Raw genomic sequence first — 15,684 nt, 5'->3', positions numbered from 1 at the left:
CGTGGCGTTTTTGCAGAAAGGCTGCCTGAGGCGTGAGTGCCCCTTTCCCGTTCAGGCTCAGGCCACGCGGACGACCTCGGCGGTGCCGAGCGCGTTGAAGCGATTGATAAGGGCGACCCGGATGTGGATTTCGGCGGTTTGACGATCGGGATCCCGCGCGGCGATGCGCTCACCGAAGGCCTTCAGGCATCGCATCCACCGGCCGTCAGGGCGTCGCGCAGCGATGTCCGGAGAGGCTTGGCCTCCACGCGGCTGCGGGCGTGGTATCCGGTCCACCAACTGCCCGGCAGGCGCATCCGAAGGATGCTGCCGAGAGGTGTTTCCAGAATGCCCGACCGTAGTGACGCGTGGCGCAAAGGGTCTCGTTGCGCGCCTTGGCGGCCGGGCAGTCCTCTTTCCAGGCCCGACCGTTCCTTCGCATCGGTATGATTGCCGTGCCGCCGCGTGCGATGACGGCGCCGTGGCATCGGCGGGTATCGTAGGCACCATCCGCGGTCACGGTGCCGATGTCCTCGTCCTCGGGGATCTGGCCCAACAGGTCCGGCAGGACGGGGCTGTCCCTTGCCCGGCAGGGCATTGCGCCAGCAATGTCCCGAGAGGGGCCTTCCCGGCTGGGGGGTGAACTCGACGGCCCGGATATCCGAGGTGGCGGTGTCCATCGCCAGATGCACCTTGCGCCATTGGCGACGACCCTGAACGCCATGCTTGCGGGCCTGCCATTTACCACCCGGCAATGGTTTGCTCAAAAACCATGAGAGGGCGCCGTCGCCAAGAAACTTGATGCCGGTGCTGTCTGTCACCCTGCAGGGCATTGCGCCAACAATGTCCCGAGAGGGCACCAGCAGATTCAGCGGCCCGTCGGAACGACGATAGGGGATCTGCACCTTGAGGGTCTTCTGTCTGCGGCACAGCGTCGAGTAGTCTGGAACGGGCCAGTCCAGCCCTGCCAGGCGCAGGAGGCTCGCGACCATCCCGGCAGTCTGCCTGAGCGGCAGCTTGAACAGAACCTTGATCCCCTTTCGGGACATTGCTACGCAATGCCCTGTCGGGCAGCAGATAGGCAGCACCGGATTGCGGCATTCGAAAAGACCGGCGGGCGCCCCCGGGCGTCCCTCATGCGGCGCGTGCCAGGTCATCTCCTTGTCCAGCCAGATCAGCAGCGACCCGCGCTTCCTGAGTGCTTCGTTGTAGGTGGACCAGTTCGTCGTGCGGTAGCGGGCGGGCTTGGGCTTGCTCATGCAGCTCGTATAACCGCTTGGATTCCCGATGTGAATCCTTCACCGGCTGAGTTCTGCAACAACGCCGTGCGTCTACCTGCATGCCTGGCAGACAGGATCGGAGACGAAGGCGGCCATCCGGAAATGGATGACCTTCTACAATCACCAGCGCCCTCATTCAGCCCTCGGCGGCAAGCCTCCGGCGCCGGTCTATAGGCAGAGAAATGATATCAACCAACCTGATCAGCAGGTGCAACGAGTAGCCTAATTTACGCCAGATCCTGTCCAACGGATGGGGTGTAGCCCACTTCGGCCGCCTGGTCGCGGAGCTTCAGCTCCGCATAGCCGTGCTCAACGGCTACACCGCGCCTGGCGTCACCGTCACCGTCACCGTCACCGTCACCGTCACCGAAGCGGTGGCATAAGTCGGTTCGGAAAAAGGGGAAACTCGACCAACACCCGATTTGTGCAATAGAGTCGGGTGCAGGCATTGTCAGCCCGGGTCCAAGCGACGGGCCCCCGTGCCGGCGCCTCGCCCGGTGCCGGAGGCAGCGCGCGGGTTGCGCGCGCTGCCTGTCCGCAGGTCATGGCGCTTGCCGCCGATCAGAGGAAGGCGCAGCCGCGGTCCTTGAGCGCCTTGTCGACCCAGGACCGGTCCAGCGTTCCGGCGAGGGTGCGGTCCATCTGGGCGGCCTCGGCGCCTTGTTTGGCCTCGGCACGGGCGGCGATCTCGGATGCGGTGGCGGCGGGGAGTGCGAGCACGCCGTCGGCATCGCCCATGACCACGTCACCGGGGGCGATCACCATGCCGCCGAGCGAGACCGCAAAGCCGATTTCGCCGGGGCCGTCCTTGTAGGGGCCGCGATGGGTCACGCCCATGGCGAAGACCGGCAGGTCCTGGGCGCCGATGGCGTCGACATCGCGGATGGCGCCGTGGATCACGAAGCCGCCCACTTGCCGCTGCCGGGCATGGGCCAGCATCAGCTCGCCCATGATGGCGTTGGTCAGGTCGCCCCCGGAGTCGCAGACGATCACGTCACCCGGTTGCGCCATGTCGATGGCCTTGTGCAGCATGAGGTTGTCGCCGGGGCGCGACCGGACGGTGAGCGCCGGGCCGCACATGGCCCCGCCGCGGTGATAGGGGCGCAGCCCGGACGGGCCGGCATTCATCCGGCCCATGCAGTCGCTGACATTGGCGACGGGCAGCGCGGCAAGGCGGGTCAGGCATTCGGGCGAAGCGCGCTCGAACGCCGATCTGATACGAAATCCTTCCATCGGAGCGTCCTTCAGGCAGCGACCGGCTGGCGCCGGAGCGGAAATTTCGGTTGTTCGTTGCCCAGAACGCGGATCACGTCATCTGCCGCCGTGGTGGCCATCAGCACCCGCGTCTCGCGCACGCTGGTGCCGAGATGGGGGGAGAACGCGGTGTTCTCGAGCTTCAGGAGCGGGTTGTTCGGGTCCACCGGCTCCTCCTCGAAGACGTCCAGTCCGGCGGCGCCGAGCTTGCCGGTGCTCAGCGCCTCGTAGAGCGCCGTCTCGTCGACGATGCCGCCGCGTGCGGACAGCACCAGCACGGCGGTATCCTTCATTTTGGCGATGGCGGCGCGGTCGATCATGCCTTGGGTCGAGGGCGTCAGCGCGCAGTTGAGGGTGATGAAATCGGACCGGGCGTAGAGGTCGTCGAGTTCGACCCAGGTGGCGCCGATCTGCGCCTCGGCCTCGGGCTGGCGGACGGGGTCGTGATAGAGCACCTCCATCTCGAACCCGCGCGCCCGCCGCGCCATGTGCTTGCCGATCATGCCGAAGCCGATGACGCCGATGGTCTTGTAGGCGACATCGTAGCCCATGAACTTCTCGGCGACCCAGGTGCCCGCCTCGGTCCATTCGCCGTTGCGCACGAAGGCGTCGGCATGGTGCAGACGCCGCGCGGCGTTTATCATCAGGCCGAAGGTCAGGTCGGCGATGGTGTGGGTGTGCACCGGCGTCACCGTCACCGGGATGCCGCGCCGGGTGCATTCGGCCACGTCGATGTTGTCGTAGCCGACGCCGCGCCGTGCGGCGATGCGCAGGTGGGGCGCGGCGTCCAGCGCCTCGGCATCCAGTTGCTCGGTGTGCCAGACGAAGATCACCGCATGGGCATCCGACAGCCCGTCGAGGAACTCCTGCCGGGTCAGCGGCCGGCTGACGCCGGTGCAGTTCACCTCGTGGCCGGCCGCCTCCAGCCGGTCGATGGCCTCCTGCTCGAATGTCTGGGTGATGAAGACCTTCATGCCTCCTCCTCCACCTTGGCGGGCGCCATGAAGGAGACCAGCGCGCCGGTTTCGGGATCCCGCGCGCGGGTGATCGCGACGCCCTCGACCTCGGAGACGAAGAGGTCGAGCGTGGTCAGCGTGATGGTTCCCGCTTCGATATGGCCGCCGTAGATCACATCCTCGGCGCCGCTGACGACCGCGTGGTAATGGATGTTGAGCCGCCCCGGTTCGTCGCCCTCGGTCACGAGGCCCTGCCCGGTCAGCAGGCTGTGCGGCCCTTCGAGGACCATCTTCGTGTTGTAACCCTCGGCGGCGGTGGGCTTCAGGCGGCTGACATAGTGCAGCGCGACGCGGCTCAGGCTGCCGATGGAGGTGGTGATCTGCCCGCAGGTCAGGTCGTGGGCAAGGCACACCGCCTCGATGGCTTCGAGCACGTCCTGCCCGGGGTGGATGCGGGCCGCGATCACGCGGCCCTGGCGGCCGGCGGCGGAGCTGAAGGGATGGGTCATGGGTCTCTCCGGGGTCAGATGGCGTTCAGCACGGCTTCGATCTCGGCCAGCGAGAGGAAGCGGTAGGGGTTGCGCTTCAGCAGCAGCGGCAGTTCGTGCATGGTGCGCGCGTCGTGGGTCGGGCTTTCGGTGGTCAGCCAGTAGCGGGTGGAGGGGATGATGCCGACGGTGGGGTTGTAGCACCAGGCGATGTCGAAGATCTTTTCCGGCTTGTTTGCGATGAAGACCACCTTCCCGTGCATCTGGCCGCGCATGTTGAAGGCGACCGGCACCGCGTGCTCGACCTCCCATCCGCGCGCGGCCATCGCCTTGAGCGCCGCCTCGCGGATGATCGAGGGATGCAGCGAGGTTTCCACGTTGGCGTGGATGTGCACCACGTCCGGGTGCTCGTTCAGCTCGCAGTATTTCGCCCAGGCGGGAGAGGCGAAATAGGCGTCCAGCTCGGCGCGGTCCTGATCGGTCGCCTCGGTGCGCAGCGGGAATTTCGCCAGGAAGGCCTCCATGTAGCGCTCGCCCCAGACCTCGAAATTCTCGGCGCGGGGCGCGGGTTCGATCAGCCGGTCCGGCGCCCATTGCCATAGCAGGTCGAAATGCGGCAGGCCCTGCGGTTCGATGCCGTGGATGGAGCCGGCGTCATGCACCTGGCCGGAGGTGAAGATCTCGATCTTGCGATGCACCGGCATGCCGTTGCGGGCGAACCAGCCCTTGACGATTTCCTCGAGGCTCAGCGGGTGGATCTGCGTGCGGATGTAGAGATGGGCGTGGTAGAGTTCCTCGTCCGGTTCCGCCATCGCCTTGACGGCATCGAGCCAGTGCGGCGAGCGGAAATAGGCGGCGATCTCTTCGATCTCGGCGGATGTCGCCTTGGGCAGGGCGGTGGGTTTGACGGTCTGGTTCATGGGTCTTTCTCCGTTGATGGGCAGGGGTCAGGCCGTGCGCTGCGCGAGGCGGCGGCGCGAAACGGCGCGGATGAGAGGGGGCCCCGCGAAGGTCAGGATCATCAGGGCGACGATCGCGAGCGACATGGGCCGGGTGAGGATCATCAGGGCCAGCGGCTTGCCCGCGACGTCGGCCATGACGAGCGACTGGCGCAGCCCCGCTTCGGCGATGGGGCCGAGCAGCATGCCGAGCACGATGGGCGCCGGATGGAACCCGGTGCGGCGGGCGAGGAAGCCGAGCACACCGAAGGCCAGCATCACCCAGACATCGAACATGGAATTGCCGATGGAGTAGGAGCCGACCACGCTGAAGCCGAGGATCAGCGGCACGATCAGCCGTTGCGGCACGCGGGACACCAGCGCCAGCCAGCGCGAGGCGCCGATGGCGATGAGGCCCATGATGACGTTGGCGAGGACGAAGCCGAAGATGATCGAATAGGTCAGCTCCGCCTGTTCGGTGAAGAGGCCCCGCCCCGGTGTCAGCCCCTGGATCAGGAAGCCGCCCATCAGAACCGCCGTGGCGATGTTGGCGGGGATGCCCAGCGTCAGCAGCGGGATCATGGCGCCGCCCGTCACCGCGTTGTTGGCGGCCTCCGGGGCGGCCACGCCCTCGGGTGCGCCCTTGCCGAAGGAATCGCGGTCGGCAGAGCGGCGGCGGGCGTTGCTGTAGGCGACCCAGGAGGCGATTTCGCCCCCCGTGCCGGGCAGGATGCCGAGGATCAGCCCGACGACCGAACTCGACGCGATGGTGCGCCACAGGCGGCGGATGTCGGCCAGACTGGGCAGGATGCGCCCCAGTGCCAGCGGGCCGTCGGCGGTGGCACGCCCGGCGGCGCGGTCGGCCTCGATCTGGATCATGATCTGCGAGACCGAGAACAGCCCGATCATCGCGGGCACCAGCGACACCCCGGATTGCAGCTCGCTCAGCCCGAAGGTGAAGCGCGGGTAGCCGGTGAAGATGTCGATGCCCACCGTCCCGATCAGAAGCCCGAATGTGCCCGCGAACATCGCCTTGAGCAGGGAGCCCGAGACCACGGTCGCGATGATCGACAGGCCGAAGATCGCGATCAGGAAATATTCCGGCGCACTGAAGAGGAGCGAGATCCTTGCCAGCGGCGGCGCGATGAAGGCCAGCGCCAGCGCGCTGAAGACGCCCCCCACCGTGGAGGCCAGCGCCGCGATGCCGAGCGCACGCCCCCCCTGCCCCTTGCGCGCCATCTGGTAGCCGTCGATGGCGGTGGCGGCGGCCGAGGGCGTGCCCGGCGTGTGCAGCAGGATCGCGGGGACGGAGCCGCCGAACATGCTGCCGCAGTAGATCGAGACGAGCAGCAGGATGCCCGGCAGCGGCTCCATCCCGTAGGTGACGGGGATCATCAGCGCCAGCGCCATGGTCGCCGAGAGGCCGGGCAGCGCGCCCACCACGATGCCCGCAGCCACGCCGAGGATCATCAGCCCCAGCAGCATCGGAGAGAACAGGCCCGCAAGGACCGTTTGAAACAGGTCGAGTGTCATGTCTTTGGACCTCAGAACAGCAGGCCGCGCGGCAGGGGCACGCCGAGTTGCAGGCGGAAGAGCACGTAGACGAAACCGGCAAAGCCGAGCGTCAGGACGAGTACGGGCAAAGCCCCCCGCACCCCCATCCACAGCAGGATCACCGGCACGGCGACGAGGGTGGCGGTGAAGTAGCCCAGCAGCGGGATGGCAAGGCCGTAGAGCACCATCATCGCGGCGATGGTCACCGGCTGGGTCAACCGCGCCGGGATCAGCGGCAGTTCGTCGGGGCCTTCGGCATCGTCCGGCAGCCCCGCCTCACGGGGCCGGGCGGGCAGGAAACTGCGCAGCCCGATCGCCGCCGCCATCAGTGCCATCGCCCCGAGAAGTAGCCTCGGATAAAGCGCGATGGCGGAAAAATCGAAAGTGACCGCAAAGCCTCCGGCCACGAGCACCAGCAGGATGACCGCAACGATCCGGTCCTGTAACGCGGTAGTGCGCATCTGTCTGCCTCCCCCCTCCTTGGATGGCCGGGCCGCGGGAAACGGCCCGGCGTTGCCTTGTTACCAGCCCAGCTCGGGCTTGAACGAGATGATGTCGCTTTCCATCGTCGAGACCATGTCATCCAGGGCCTCGCCGGTCATGTCGTCCGCGATCAGCCCGACATTGGCGAGATCCGCCTTGTGCTGATCGTTCGTCTGCGCCGCCACAAGCGCGGTCACCAGCGCCTCGCGACGGTCCTCGGGCAGACCCTTCGGCGCGGCGATTGCGCGTCGCAGGAGAACTTCGAACGGCTCCGAGGTGACTTCGGTCAGGGTCGGCACGTCGGGCAGCATCTCGTTGCGCGCCTCGCCGAACACCGCGACGGGAACGAGATCGCCGTTCTTGAAGGACCCCATGACCTCGCCCACACCGGCGGCCAGCACGTCGAGGTTGCCGCCGAGGATCGCAGGGATCGATTCCGCCGTGCCACCGGCGTGCAGGAACTTGAACTGCGTGCCGAGCTTGGCGTTCATCTTGAGCCCGGCGAAATGCGTGGCCGAGCCGACACCGCTGCTCGAGAACGACAGGGCGTGGTCCTTGGCGTAGTCGATCAGACCCGCGGCATCCGAGAAACGCTCGTCCCCGGGCCGGATCGCGATCACGCCGGTGTCGACCACGTGGTTGGTCAGGAATTCGAAATCCTTCCAGCTTTCGTTCCGCGCCATCTGGGGATTGACGTAGCCCACGATGAGGTTGGGCAGGTTGATGTAGCCGATGGTGTAGCCGTCCGGCTCGGCGTCCTTGAGTTCGGACCAGCCGACCCAGCCGCCGCCGCCGGGACGGTTCTCGACCACGACCGGACCGCCGATCGCTTCGGAGAGATGCGGCTGGAGCAGACGGGCGGAAAGATCGGTGCCGCCGCCGGCGGAATAGGGCACGATGAGCCGGATCGGGCCGTCCGGGTAATCCGCCGCCGCCGCGGCGGTCGCCGTGGCAAGGCCGAGGCCGAAGGCAAGTGCTGCCAGTGTCTTCATGGTTGGGTCCTCCCTGGGTTGATTGCGGTTATTCCGCGATGTGCCGGGGGCGTGTACCGCCCGGCGCCTTGAAAATGTCCTTTGCCCTGCCCTCGATTCCGGCCCGGTTGACGCACCGGCTCCAGATCTCCTCACCGGGGGCGCCCCCCGATGCAAGGTCGCGCAGGTAGCTGACCAGCGTCGTCGCCGCGCCGACGGCCATCGCTTCCAGCGCCTCGGGCGTGGAGCCCCCCACATGCGGGGTCAGGATGGCGTTGGGCGCCGTCAGAAGCGGATGATCCGCGACCGGAGGCTCCTGCTGCAGCGTGTCGAGCGCCGCCCCGGCGAGATGCCCCGAGGCCAGCGCGGCGGCCAGGGCGGCTTCGTCCACCAGCTCTCCGCGCGCGGTATTGACGAGGAAGGCACCGGGTTTCATCGCCTCGAGCCGCGCGGCGTCGATGATCGGCGGCGCGCCGCGCTCGGCCGGACAGTGCAGGCTCAGCACGTCGACGCCCGCCAGAAGATCGTCGAGACCGTCATACCATTTGACACCTGCCCGGCGCGCCGCGGCGGCGTCTCCGAAGGGATCGGTCGCGGCAACGCTCATCCCGAGGCAGGCCGCCATGCGCGCCACCCGGCGCGCGATGCGGCCGTACCCCACGAGCCCCAGCGTCATTCCGGAAAACTGCCGTCCCTCTCCGCGGCGATCCCAGAGCCCGTCGCGCACTTCGCGGTCGAAACGCGGGACCTGCCGGCAGACCGACAGGATCAGCGCGACGGTGAATTCGGCGACCGAATGGGCATTGGCGCCCGGCGTCGCAAAGACGGGAATGCCCTGCCGCGTGGCCGACTCGACGTCGATGTTGTTGACGCCCGCGCCGTGCTTCACGATGGCCGACAGATCCCGGCCCCGGCGCATCACCTCGCCCGGCAGTTCGACGGTGCGGGACAGGATGCCATGCGGTTGCCAGTCGCGCACCGCGGCGGCGATGGCCTCGGGAGCCGTCTCGAAACGGACATCGCAGCCTGCCCGGCTCAACACCTGACGTCCCTTTTCGTGCAGGCCCGTGGCTGTAACTAGAATGCGCATCGGCAGAACGATCTCCTCCAAGGTCTCGGGGGGACCATCGCAAGATCGTCTCATTTAATCTAATTCGTAATTTTAGTTTTTACATTCCTGAAAGTTATCGGTTAGGACTGGAGCCCATGAACGAACGCGATCTCATATACCTCGTGGTCATCGCCGAAACCGACAGCCTCCGGCTGGCCTCGGACCGGCTGCTCGTGACCCAGCCGGCGCTGACCAAATGCATCGAAAGGCTGGAACAGGAACTCGGGGCGAAGTTGTTCCACCGCGAGGGACGCGCGCTCGACCTCACGCCCGAAGGCACGCTGATGGTGCAGCGGGCGCGGGACATCCTGCGCAACATGGAAGAGGCCCGGCAGGAGTTGCGGGACCGCACCAGCGGCATCGTCGGACATCTTCGCATCGGGGCGGCGGCGACCTTCATGGACCGGATCATGCCCGATGTCTTGGAGCGGATGAGCAGCGAACATCCGGGGATCACCCTGGAACTCTCCATCGGCATGAACGATGTCCTGCGCAGCGCCATGGATTCCAATGCGCTCGACATGGTGCTGGGCCCGACCAGCGGCAGCGAGGCCTATGACGTGCAGAACCTCATCGACGACACCGTTGTCGTGGTCGCAAGCGCCGATCACGAACTGTCGGGGGGCCATGCGATGCTGGAGGATCTGAACCGCTATTCCTGGGTCCTGCCGAACCGGAGCGTGGCGCTGCGCGACTGGCTGGAGAAGCGGTTTGCCGAACTCGGCCTGCCGCCGCCCCGGGTCCGGATCGAGGTGAACTCGCTGGCGCTGATGCCGCCGCTCATCGCGCGGACCTCCCTGCTCACCTTCATGTCGACCAAGATGGCGGGGGGCGACATTCGCGAGAAGGGGTTGAAGCAGATCAGCCTTCCCGACCTCGAACTGCAGCGGACCTTCGGCCTTCTCACCCGGCGGAACAGCTACATCCCCTCCGCCGGGCGACTTTTCATGGCCACGGTGCGCGACGTCATCCGGCAGCGCCCCGCACGCGGCTGACCCGGCCACCAGGGCGCGCGGGCACGGTGCCCTGCCCCCGGCGCCCGTCCGGTCAGACCTGCCAGACCCGGTCCAGCAGGCCGAGCCAGTTTTCCCCCATGATCCGGCGGATCTTGTCTTCGGACCAGCCGGCGCGCTGCATCGCGGCGGTAAGGTTGGGGAAATCGGCAACGGATTCCAGACCGTCGGGGAATTCGACCTCCCAGATCTCGGTCAATTGACGGGCATAGCCCTTGTCTCGGTTGAGATATTCGAAGAACCGCGCGCCGTAGCCCATGGTGAAATCGGTGCCGAAGCCGACGCGCTCCTCGCCCACGAGGTTCACGATATACTCGATCGCGGCGACGTAGTCGTCCACCGTCGCGCCATTGCCGGCGGCGAGGAAGGGCGGGAACATCGTCACGCCGACGAACCCGTCATGCTCGGCGATAAAGCGCAGTTGCTCGTCGGACTTGTTGCGCGGATGCGCCTTGAGCCCGGCGGGAAGGCAATGCGAATAGGCCACCGGCCGCTTCGAGGCGAGGATCACCTCCCGCGAGGTCTTCGGGCCGACATGGCTCAGATCGCAGAGCATGCCGACGCGGTTCATCTCGGCCACGACCTCGTGGCCGAAATCGGACAGTCCGCTGTCGGTGCTTTCATAACAGCCCGACCCGACGAGGTTCTGGGTGTTGTAGGTCATCTGGACGATGCCGACGCCCTGCTCCTTGAAAAGCTCCACGGTCTCCAGCCGGTCCTCGAAAGCCGTGGTGTTCTGGAACCCCAGCACGATGGCGGTCTTGCCCTCGGCCTTGGCGCGGCGGATGTCGGCGACGGTCCGCGCCTTGATCAGAAGATCGGCGTTGTCCCGGAAATGGCCGTTCCAGCGGCCGATGGCCATCATGGTGTCGCGGAAATTCTCCCAGACCGAGCAGGTGCAGTTCGCGGCGGTCAGCCCGCCTTCTGCCATCGCCTCGAACACCGGGCGGCCCCAGTCCGAGATGATGAGCCCGTCGAAGACGATGAGATCGTCGTGCAGCGTGGTCATGTGGTGGTCCTTCGATCAGAGATAGATGTTGCGCACGATGGCGTCGTGGTCGCCGGCCATGGCGCGCACGTCGCCGCCGTCGACGACCTGTCCGTCCCGCAGGACGATGAACCTGTCGGCGGCGCGAAAGGCGAGGTTGAGATTCTGCTCGACCATGAGCATGGTCACGCCCTCGGCCTTGAGATGGTCGATGATGAGGGCGATTTCCTCGCAGAACTGAGGCGAGAGGCCGCCCGAAGGTTCGTCGAGCAGCAGAAGGCGGGGGCGGGACATGAGCGCGCGGCCGATGGCGACCATCTGCTGCTCGCCTCCCGACAGGGTCCGGGTCGCCTGCCTGCGGCGCTCGGCAAGACGCGGAAAGCGGCCGTAGACCTCGGCGAGCGTGCGGCCGAGTTCCTTGCCGCCCCGGCGCATTGCCCCGAGACGCAGATTGTCCTCCACCGTGAGATCGGGGAACAGGTCCCGCGCCTGACTCACCTGCGCGATGCCGTGGGCAAAGATCCGGTGCGGCGGCAGGCCCGCCGTTTCCACCCCGTCGAACAGGATCGAACCGGAGCCGGGCCGCACGAAGCCGCAGACCGCGTTGAGCGAGGTCGACTTGCCCGACCCGTTCGCCCCGAGCAGGGTAAGACATTCCCCCGGCAGAACATCGTAGGACGCCCCGCGCAGGATCGGTTTCTTGCCGTACCCGACATGCAGATCGCGGATTTTGAGAAGCGGTTCAGGAGTGTCCAAGGTAAGCCTCCAGCACGGCGCGGTCTTTGCGGATTTCCTCGGGCGTGCCCTCGGCGATGCGGGCGCCCGCCGCCATCACGAGGATGCGGTCGGCGGCGGCCATCACCAGCTCCACCGCGTGTTCGATCAGCAGGATGCCGACACCCTTTTCCCCGGCGAGCCGATGGATGATCTCCATCATCTGCGCCCGCGCGACCGGCGACAGCCCCACCGCCGGTTCGTCGAGCAGCAGGACCGGCGGGTCCGACGCGACGGTGCGCACGATCTCGACGATCCGCTGCTGGCCGCCCGAAAGGTCGCCTGCCCGCGTGTCGGCCATGTGGTCCATCGACATGAGCGCGAGCAGCTCGCGGGCACGGTGGATGTTGTCGGCCTCGGACTTCAGCGCGCGGCTGCGACCGAGAAGGATGTCGAGGAACGACGCCTCGGTCTGCGCGTGCAGCCCGGTCAGGACGTTTTCCAGCACGGTCAGCGCCGGAAACAGCCCGCCGTTCTGAAAGGTCCTGCGGATCCCCTGTTCGGCGATCTCGTGCGGGCTCGCCCCGGTCAGGTCCCTGCCCTTCAGCCGCACCGTGCCGGAGGTCGGGGCGACGTAACCCGAGATGGCGTTGAACAGCGTCGACTTGCCGGCGCCGTTGGGCCCGATCACCGCGCGCACGGCGCCCTCCTCCAGCGTGAAGGACACGTCGTCGAGCGCCGTGAGGCCGGAAAAGCGGACGCTGAGACCGTCGACTTGCAGAAGCGTGGTCATGGGGCCTCCCGGTAGAAGCGTTCGACAAAGATCGGGGACAGGCGGCGCAGGAGGCTGGCGAGCCCCATGGGCATCGCCACGAGCACCCCGGCGACGATGAGGCCGAAGAACAGCTCTTCCATGCCCGGAAAGGCGCGCAGGTATTCCGGCAGCGCCGTCAGCAGCACCGCGCCGAGCACCGATCCCAGCACGGAGCCCAATCCGCCCACCAGCACCATCGCGAAGGAGGCGATGAGGTGCAGCATTCCGAAACTCTCGGGAAAGACGTGGCCGACATGGCGCGCGAACAACGCCCCGGCGCAGCCGACGACAAAGCCCGACCACATGAAGCTGGCAAGGATCACCCGCGCGGTGGGTATGGCCAGCGAGGCGGTCGCGATCTCGTTCTCGCGCACCGCCATGACCGCCCTGCCGAAGCGCGAGCGCATCAGGTTCAGCGTGGCCTTGACCAGCACAACGGTGACGGCAAGGAAGATGTAGAACTTGAGCGTGTCGTCGCTGAGCGAGATTCCGAACATCGTCTCGCGCGGCATCGGCATGCCGTCGGTGCCGCCGGTGACCGGCTTGGCATGAAGATAGGCCCAGCGCATCAGCTCTCCGAAGGCAAGCGTGATGATGGCAAGGTAATAGGCCCGGATGCCCCGCAGCGCGGCGGCGGATGCCAGGAAGCCGCCGAGCGCGCCCAGGGCCCCGGCGAGCGGGATGGTCAGCACCCAGGGCACGCCGAGCTTGGCAGCCAGGATGGCCGAGCCGTAGGCGCCGATCCCGAAGAAGGCGGTATTGGCAAAGGCAAGCTGGCCGAGGTTGCCGATGACCAGGGTGAAACCCAGCGTCACCAGCACCGAGACGAGCATCCCGTTGGCGATGAACTGGGTATAGGGGTTGGTCGCGAGCGGCAGCAGCAGCAGGATCACGGGCACGGCCCAGAAGATCACGGTGCGCAGGCGGCGCTGGCGGGCTGTGGGCATGGTCGGGCTCATGGGGTCACACCTTCACCACGGCCTTGCGGCCGAACAGGCCCTGCGGGCGGATGAACAGGACGGCCACGATGACCACGTAGGCGGTGATCTCGATCAGCGCGGAATCGAGGTAGGCCCCGGCATATTGCTCTGCGACGCCCAGCAGCACGCCCCCGAGAACCGCCCCGCCGAGCGAGCCGAAGCCGCCGAGGGTCATCGCCGCGAAGCCCTTGATGAGGAAACTCGCCCCGAGATCGGGATGCAGCAGCGACACGGGCGCCACGAGGATGCCCCCGAGCGCCCCGAGCGCCGCCCCCACGCCCCAGGAGAAATCGTTGAACCGGTCGACGTTCAGCCCGATGAGGCGGGCGCCGCGCGGGCTCTGGTAGACCGCCTGGACCATCTTGCCGAGGTCGGTCATCGCCATCAGGCCGAAGAACAGCACGAGCAGCACGAGCACGGTGCCGATGATGAACACCGCATCCCCGGTGATCACCAGGTCGCCGAAAAAGATCGGCGCCATGTCGAAGACCGCGGGCATGGGCAGAACCTCGCGCCCCCAGACCATCCGGGCGATGCCGCGCAGCACATAACCCGCCGCGATGCACATGAGGGCAAGACCGATATGCGGGCCGCCGAGAATGGGCCGGACAAGCCCCCGGTTGAACATCACCCCCAGCACGAACATCGCGATCATCGCCAGCGCCGCGGCCGGAAGAAAGGCCACGCCGGCCAGCACCACGAGCACGTAGGAGAGGAAAGCGCCCGCCATGACGAAATCGCCATGGCCGAAGTTCACCACCGTCGTCGAACGGTAGACCACCGTCAGCGACAGCGCGATGAGCGCATAGATCATGCCTTGGGAGAGACCTCCCAAAGTGAGCTGCATCAGCATGTTGTCGGCTCCTGTGAAAGGACCGGGCGCAGCGCTGCCGCGCCCGGAGGTCGGGCTGCGATCAGTAGGGCTGGCCCCAGGCCTTGAGGACGGTCGGTTCGCCGTCGACAAATCCCGCGACGGCCGATCCCTTCACGCCCTGATGGTCGTCGGCGGTCCAGGTGATCGGGTCCGACAGGATGCCGGTGTCGAAATCGCGGATGCCTTCGAGCGCCGCAATCAGCCCCGACCGGGTCAGGTCCGGCCCCGCCGCCTCGAGCGCGGCAACCAGCGCCTCGGCCGAGCCGATCGACACGAAGGAGAAGGTCGAAAGCTCTTCGTCCGGGTAGTACTTGTGGATCATGTCACCCCAGGGCTTCATCTTGGGGCCGTCGAGATTGTCGACATAGGAATGGATGACGTAGTAGTTTTTGACGGTGTCGAAATCCCCGGTCCGCTTGAGCGTGTTCTCGAGATCGGTGCCCGCGGTGCCCATCACCGGAATGTCGCCCATGCCGTATTTCTTGAGATCCCGCAGGAAGATCGCGGTTTCGGCCTCGTAGAGCGCGGCGATGATGAAATCGGGCTTTTCCTGCCGCAGCTTCAGCACCTGGGCCGTGGCGTCGGTCTGCCCGCGCTCCATCGTCAGCTCCAGCGACGGCTTGACGCCCTGCTCTTCGAGGTATTCGCGCGCCGGATAGGAATAGCTGTGCGCCCAGTCGTTGGAATGCTCGATGATCGCGACGTTCGAGGTATCGGGCTTTGACAGCACGAAGGCCGCCATGGCATGCCCGTTGGCCCTGCCGGTCGGCACGCCGTGAAAGATGTTGGCCGCCAGCGGATCGGAGATCGAGTCGCTGACCGCGTGGGCGACGATCCACGGCAGCCCCGCCTCCTCGATGGTCGGACGCAGCGCAACCGCGACCCCGGAACAGGAGTTGCCCTGAAGCATGAAGACCTTGTCCTGCGAAATCAGCTTCTTCGCAGCGGCCAGCCCCTTGGCGCTGTCGCAGGCGGTGTCTTCCTGCACGGCCACCAGCTTGCGGCCATGCACGCCGCCTTCATCGTTGACCTTCCGGTAATAGGCCATCATCCCGATCAGCGCCTTGCTGTAGGACGAGGCATTGCCGGAGAAGGGCCCCATGACGCCGATCGTGATGGCGTCGTCGGTCAGGCCTTCGGTTTCAAAGGCGTCGCCCTGCGCCAGCAGCGGCGATGCTGCGACCACGGCGGCAGCCAGTACGGATACGAGTGTCTTCATCGGTATCTCCTGTTGGTTCATGTCGGGAAATGCGCGGCTTCGAACCGCTTGTGCTTGGAGGCATGAGC

15 protein-coding genes and 2 pseudogenes are annotated in these 15,684 nt (G+C 66.7%); 2 read left to right on the top strand and 15 right to left on the bottom strand.

Annotation, left to right across the window (positions count from 1 at the left end):
* Window positions 1-57 precede the first annotated feature (57 nt).
* A pseudogene (locus tag ACN0RJ_RS21005) lies at window positions 58-1,238 on the bottom strand (IS5 family transposase).
* A 67-nt stretch (window positions 1,239-1,305) separates the two neighbouring features.
* Here ACN0RJ_RS21005 and ACN0RJ_RS21000 point away from each other — a divergent pair.
* Window positions 1,306-1,485 (top strand): annotated as a pseudogene (locus tag ACN0RJ_RS21000) (integrase core domain-containing protein); the annotation flags it as partial.
* 335 nt (window positions 1,486-1,820) lie between these two features.
* On the opposite strand, the gene ACN0RJ_RS20995 reads toward ACN0RJ_RS21000, so the two are convergent.
* Genes ACN0RJ_RS20995 through ACN0RJ_RS20960 form a run of 8 tightly spaced genes read right to left on the bottom strand, consistent with a single transcriptional unit; the run spans window position 1,821 to window position 9,014 of the window.
* Window positions 1,821-2,492, bottom strand: a complete 672-nt coding sequence (locus ACN0RJ_RS20995) for an RraA family protein (protein WP_417725550.1) — start codon at window positions 2,490-2,492, stop codon at window positions 1,821-1,823.
* A gap of 11 nt (window positions 2,493-2,503) precedes the next feature.
* Entirely contained in the window at window positions 2,504-3,487 is a 984-nt protein-coding gene (locus ACN0RJ_RS20990; protein ID WP_417722337.1) for a 2-hydroxyacid dehydrogenase, read from the bottom strand.
* Window positions 3,484-3,978: a PPC domain-containing DNA-binding protein gene (locus ACN0RJ_RS20985; RefSeq protein ID WP_417725549.1), complete on the bottom strand. Its 495-nt coding sequence runs from the start codon at window positions 3,976-3,978 to the stop codon at window positions 3,484-3,486. Before ACN0RJ_RS20985 ends, ACN0RJ_RS20990 begins: the two co-directional genes overlap by 4 nt.
* A 14-nt stretch (window positions 3,979-3,992) precedes the next feature.
* On the bottom strand, window positions 3,993-4,877 hold the full coding sequence (locus ACN0RJ_RS20980) for a hypothetical protein (RefSeq protein WP_417722339.1): 885 nt from the start codon (window positions 4,875-4,877) through the stop codon (window positions 3,993-3,995).
* A gap of 27 nt (window positions 4,878-4,904) precedes the next feature.
* Window positions 4,905-6,428: a tripartite tricarboxylate transporter permease gene (locus ACN0RJ_RS20975; protein WP_417722340.1), complete on the bottom strand. Its 1,524-nt coding sequence runs from the start codon at window positions 6,426-6,428 to the stop codon at window positions 4,905-4,907.
* An 11-nt stretch (window positions 6,429-6,439) separates the two neighbouring features.
* Window positions 6,440-6,910, bottom strand: coding sequence for a tripartite tricarboxylate transporter TctB family protein (locus ACN0RJ_RS20970; RefSeq protein ID WP_417725548.1), 471 nt, complete (start codon window positions 6,908-6,910; stop codon window positions 6,440-6,442).
* Between the two features lie 60 nt (window positions 6,911-6,970).
* Complete coding sequence (locus ACN0RJ_RS20965; RefSeq protein ID WP_417722342.1) at window positions 6,971-7,924, bottom strand: tripartite tricarboxylate transporter substrate binding protein; 954 nt, start codon at window positions 7,922-7,924, stop codon at window positions 6,971-6,973.
* A gap of 28 nt (window positions 7,925-7,952) precedes the next feature.
* Window positions 7,953-9,014 (bottom strand): hydroxyacid dehydrogenase, encoded by a 1,062-nt coding sequence (locus ACN0RJ_RS20960; protein ID WP_417725547.1) that lies wholly within the window; start codon window positions 9,012-9,014, stop codon window positions 7,953-7,955.
* Between the two features lie 95 nt (window positions 9,015-9,109).
* Here ACN0RJ_RS20960 and ACN0RJ_RS20955 point away from each other — a divergent pair, with 95 nt between their 5' ends.
* Window positions 9,110-10,009: a LysR family transcriptional regulator gene (locus tag ACN0RJ_RS20955; RefSeq protein ID WP_417725546.1), complete on the top strand. Its 900-nt coding sequence runs from the start codon at window positions 9,110-9,112 to the stop codon at window positions 10,007-10,009.
* A 52-nt stretch (window positions 10,010-10,061) separates the two neighbouring features.
* Here the strand turns inward: ACN0RJ_RS20955 and ACN0RJ_RS20950 are convergent, their stop codons facing one another.
* The 6 genes from ACN0RJ_RS20950 to ACN0RJ_RS20925 all read right to left on the bottom strand — a co-directional run bounded on the left by ACN0RJ_RS20950 (window position 10,062) and on the right by ACN0RJ_RS20925 (window position 15,616).
* The gene (locus tag ACN0RJ_RS20950) at window positions 10,062-11,036 is read right to left on the bottom strand and encodes a dipeptidase (protein ID WP_417722345.1); all 975 of its coding nucleotides are present in this window, start codon (window positions 11,034-11,036) and stop codon (window positions 10,062-10,064) included.
* A gap of 15 nt (window positions 11,037-11,051) precedes the next feature.
* Window positions 11,052-11,771, bottom strand: a complete 720-nt coding sequence (locus tag ACN0RJ_RS20945) for an ABC transporter ATP-binding protein (RefSeq protein WP_417725545.1) — start codon at window positions 11,769-11,771, stop codon at window positions 11,052-11,054.
* The gene (locus tag ACN0RJ_RS20940; RefSeq protein WP_417725544.1) at window positions 11,758-12,522 is read right to left on the bottom strand and encodes an ABC transporter ATP-binding protein; all 765 of its coding nucleotides are present in this window, start codon (window positions 12,520-12,522) and stop codon (window positions 11,758-11,760) included. The genes ACN0RJ_RS20945 and ACN0RJ_RS20940 overlap by 14 nt, the downstream gene beginning before the upstream one ends.
* On the bottom strand, window positions 12,519-13,502 hold the full coding sequence (locus tag ACN0RJ_RS20935; RefSeq protein ID WP_417725543.1) for a branched-chain amino acid ABC transporter permease: 984 nt from the start codon (window positions 13,500-13,502) through the stop codon (window positions 12,519-12,521). Before ACN0RJ_RS20935 ends, ACN0RJ_RS20940 begins: the two co-directional genes overlap by 4 nt.
* Window positions 13,503-13,506: 4 nt before the next feature.
* Window positions 13,507-14,376, bottom strand: a complete 870-nt coding sequence (locus ACN0RJ_RS20930; RefSeq protein ID WP_417722349.1) for a branched-chain amino acid ABC transporter permease — start codon at window positions 14,374-14,376, stop codon at window positions 13,507-13,509.
* A gap of 61 nt (window positions 14,377-14,437) precedes the next feature.
* Entirely contained in the window at window positions 14,438-15,616 is a 1,179-nt protein-coding gene (locus ACN0RJ_RS20925; protein ID WP_417725542.1) for an ABC transporter substrate-binding protein, read from the bottom strand.
* Window positions 15,617-15,684 lie beyond the last annotated feature (68 nt).

Origin of the sequence: Salipiger sp. (assembly GCF_048261495.1) — a bacterium.
In the GTDB taxonomy this organism is placed as follows: Bacteria; Pseudomonadota; Alphaproteobacteria; order Rhodobacterales; family Rhodobacteraceae; genus Salipiger.
Note: the sequence above shows the minus strand (reverse complement) of the source record. Positions and strands in the feature narration are given on the sequence as shown.

What these genes read in the sequence shown, in the direction of transcription:
- ACN0RJ_RS20930 (WP_417722349.1), bottom strand. Translation starts at nt 14,376, where the DNA reads ATGCTGATGCAGCTCACTTTGGGAGGTCTCTCCCAAGGCATGATCTAT.
- ACN0RJ_RS20995 (WP_417725550.1), bottom strand. Translation starts at nt 2,492, where the DNA reads ATGGAAGGATTTCGTATCAGATCGGCGTTCGAGCGCGCTTCGCCCGAA.
- ACN0RJ_RS20990 (WP_417722337.1), bottom strand. Translation starts at nt 3,487, where the DNA reads ATGAAGGTCTTCATCACCCAGACATTCGAGCAGGAGGCCATCGACCGG.
- ACN0RJ_RS20965 (WP_417722342.1), bottom strand. Translation starts at nt 7,924, where the DNA reads ATGAAGACACTGGCAGCACTTGCCTTCGGCCTCGGCCTTGCCACGGCG.
- ACN0RJ_RS20980 (WP_417722339.1), bottom strand. Translation starts at nt 4,877, where the DNA reads ATGAACCAGACCGTCAAACCCACCGCCCTGCCCAAGGCGACATCCGCC.
- ACN0RJ_RS20975 (WP_417722340.1), bottom strand. Translation starts at nt 6,428, where the DNA reads ATGACACTCGACCTGTTTCAAACGGTCCTTGCGGGCCTGTTCTCTCCG.
- ACN0RJ_RS20985 (WP_417725549.1), bottom strand. Translation starts at nt 3,978, where the DNA reads ATGACCCATCCCTTCAGCTCCGCCGCCGGCCGCCAGGGCCGCGTGATC.
- ACN0RJ_RS20955 (WP_417725546.1), top strand. Translation starts at nt 9,110, where the DNA reads ATGAACGAACGCGATCTCATATACCTCGTGGTCATCGCCGAAACCGAC.
- ACN0RJ_RS20935 (WP_417725543.1), bottom strand. Translation starts at nt 13,502, where the DNA reads ATGAGCCCGACCATGCCCACAGCCCGCCAGCGCCGCCTGCGCACCGTG.
- ACN0RJ_RS20950 (WP_417722345.1), bottom strand. Translation starts at nt 11,036, where the DNA reads ATGACCACGCTGCACGACGATCTCATCGTCTTCGACGGGCTCATCATC.
- ACN0RJ_RS20940 (WP_417725544.1), bottom strand. Translation starts at nt 12,522, where the DNA reads ATGACCACGCTTCTGCAAGTCGACGGTCTCAGCGTCCGCTTTTCCGGC.
- ACN0RJ_RS20925 (WP_417725542.1), bottom strand. Translation starts at nt 15,616, where the DNA reads ATGAAGACACTCGTATCCGTACTGGCTGCCGCCGTGGTCGCAGCATCG.
- ACN0RJ_RS20970 (WP_417725548.1), bottom strand. Translation starts at nt 6,910, where the DNA reads ATGCGCACTACCGCGTTACAGGACCGGATCGTTGCGGTCATCCTGCTG.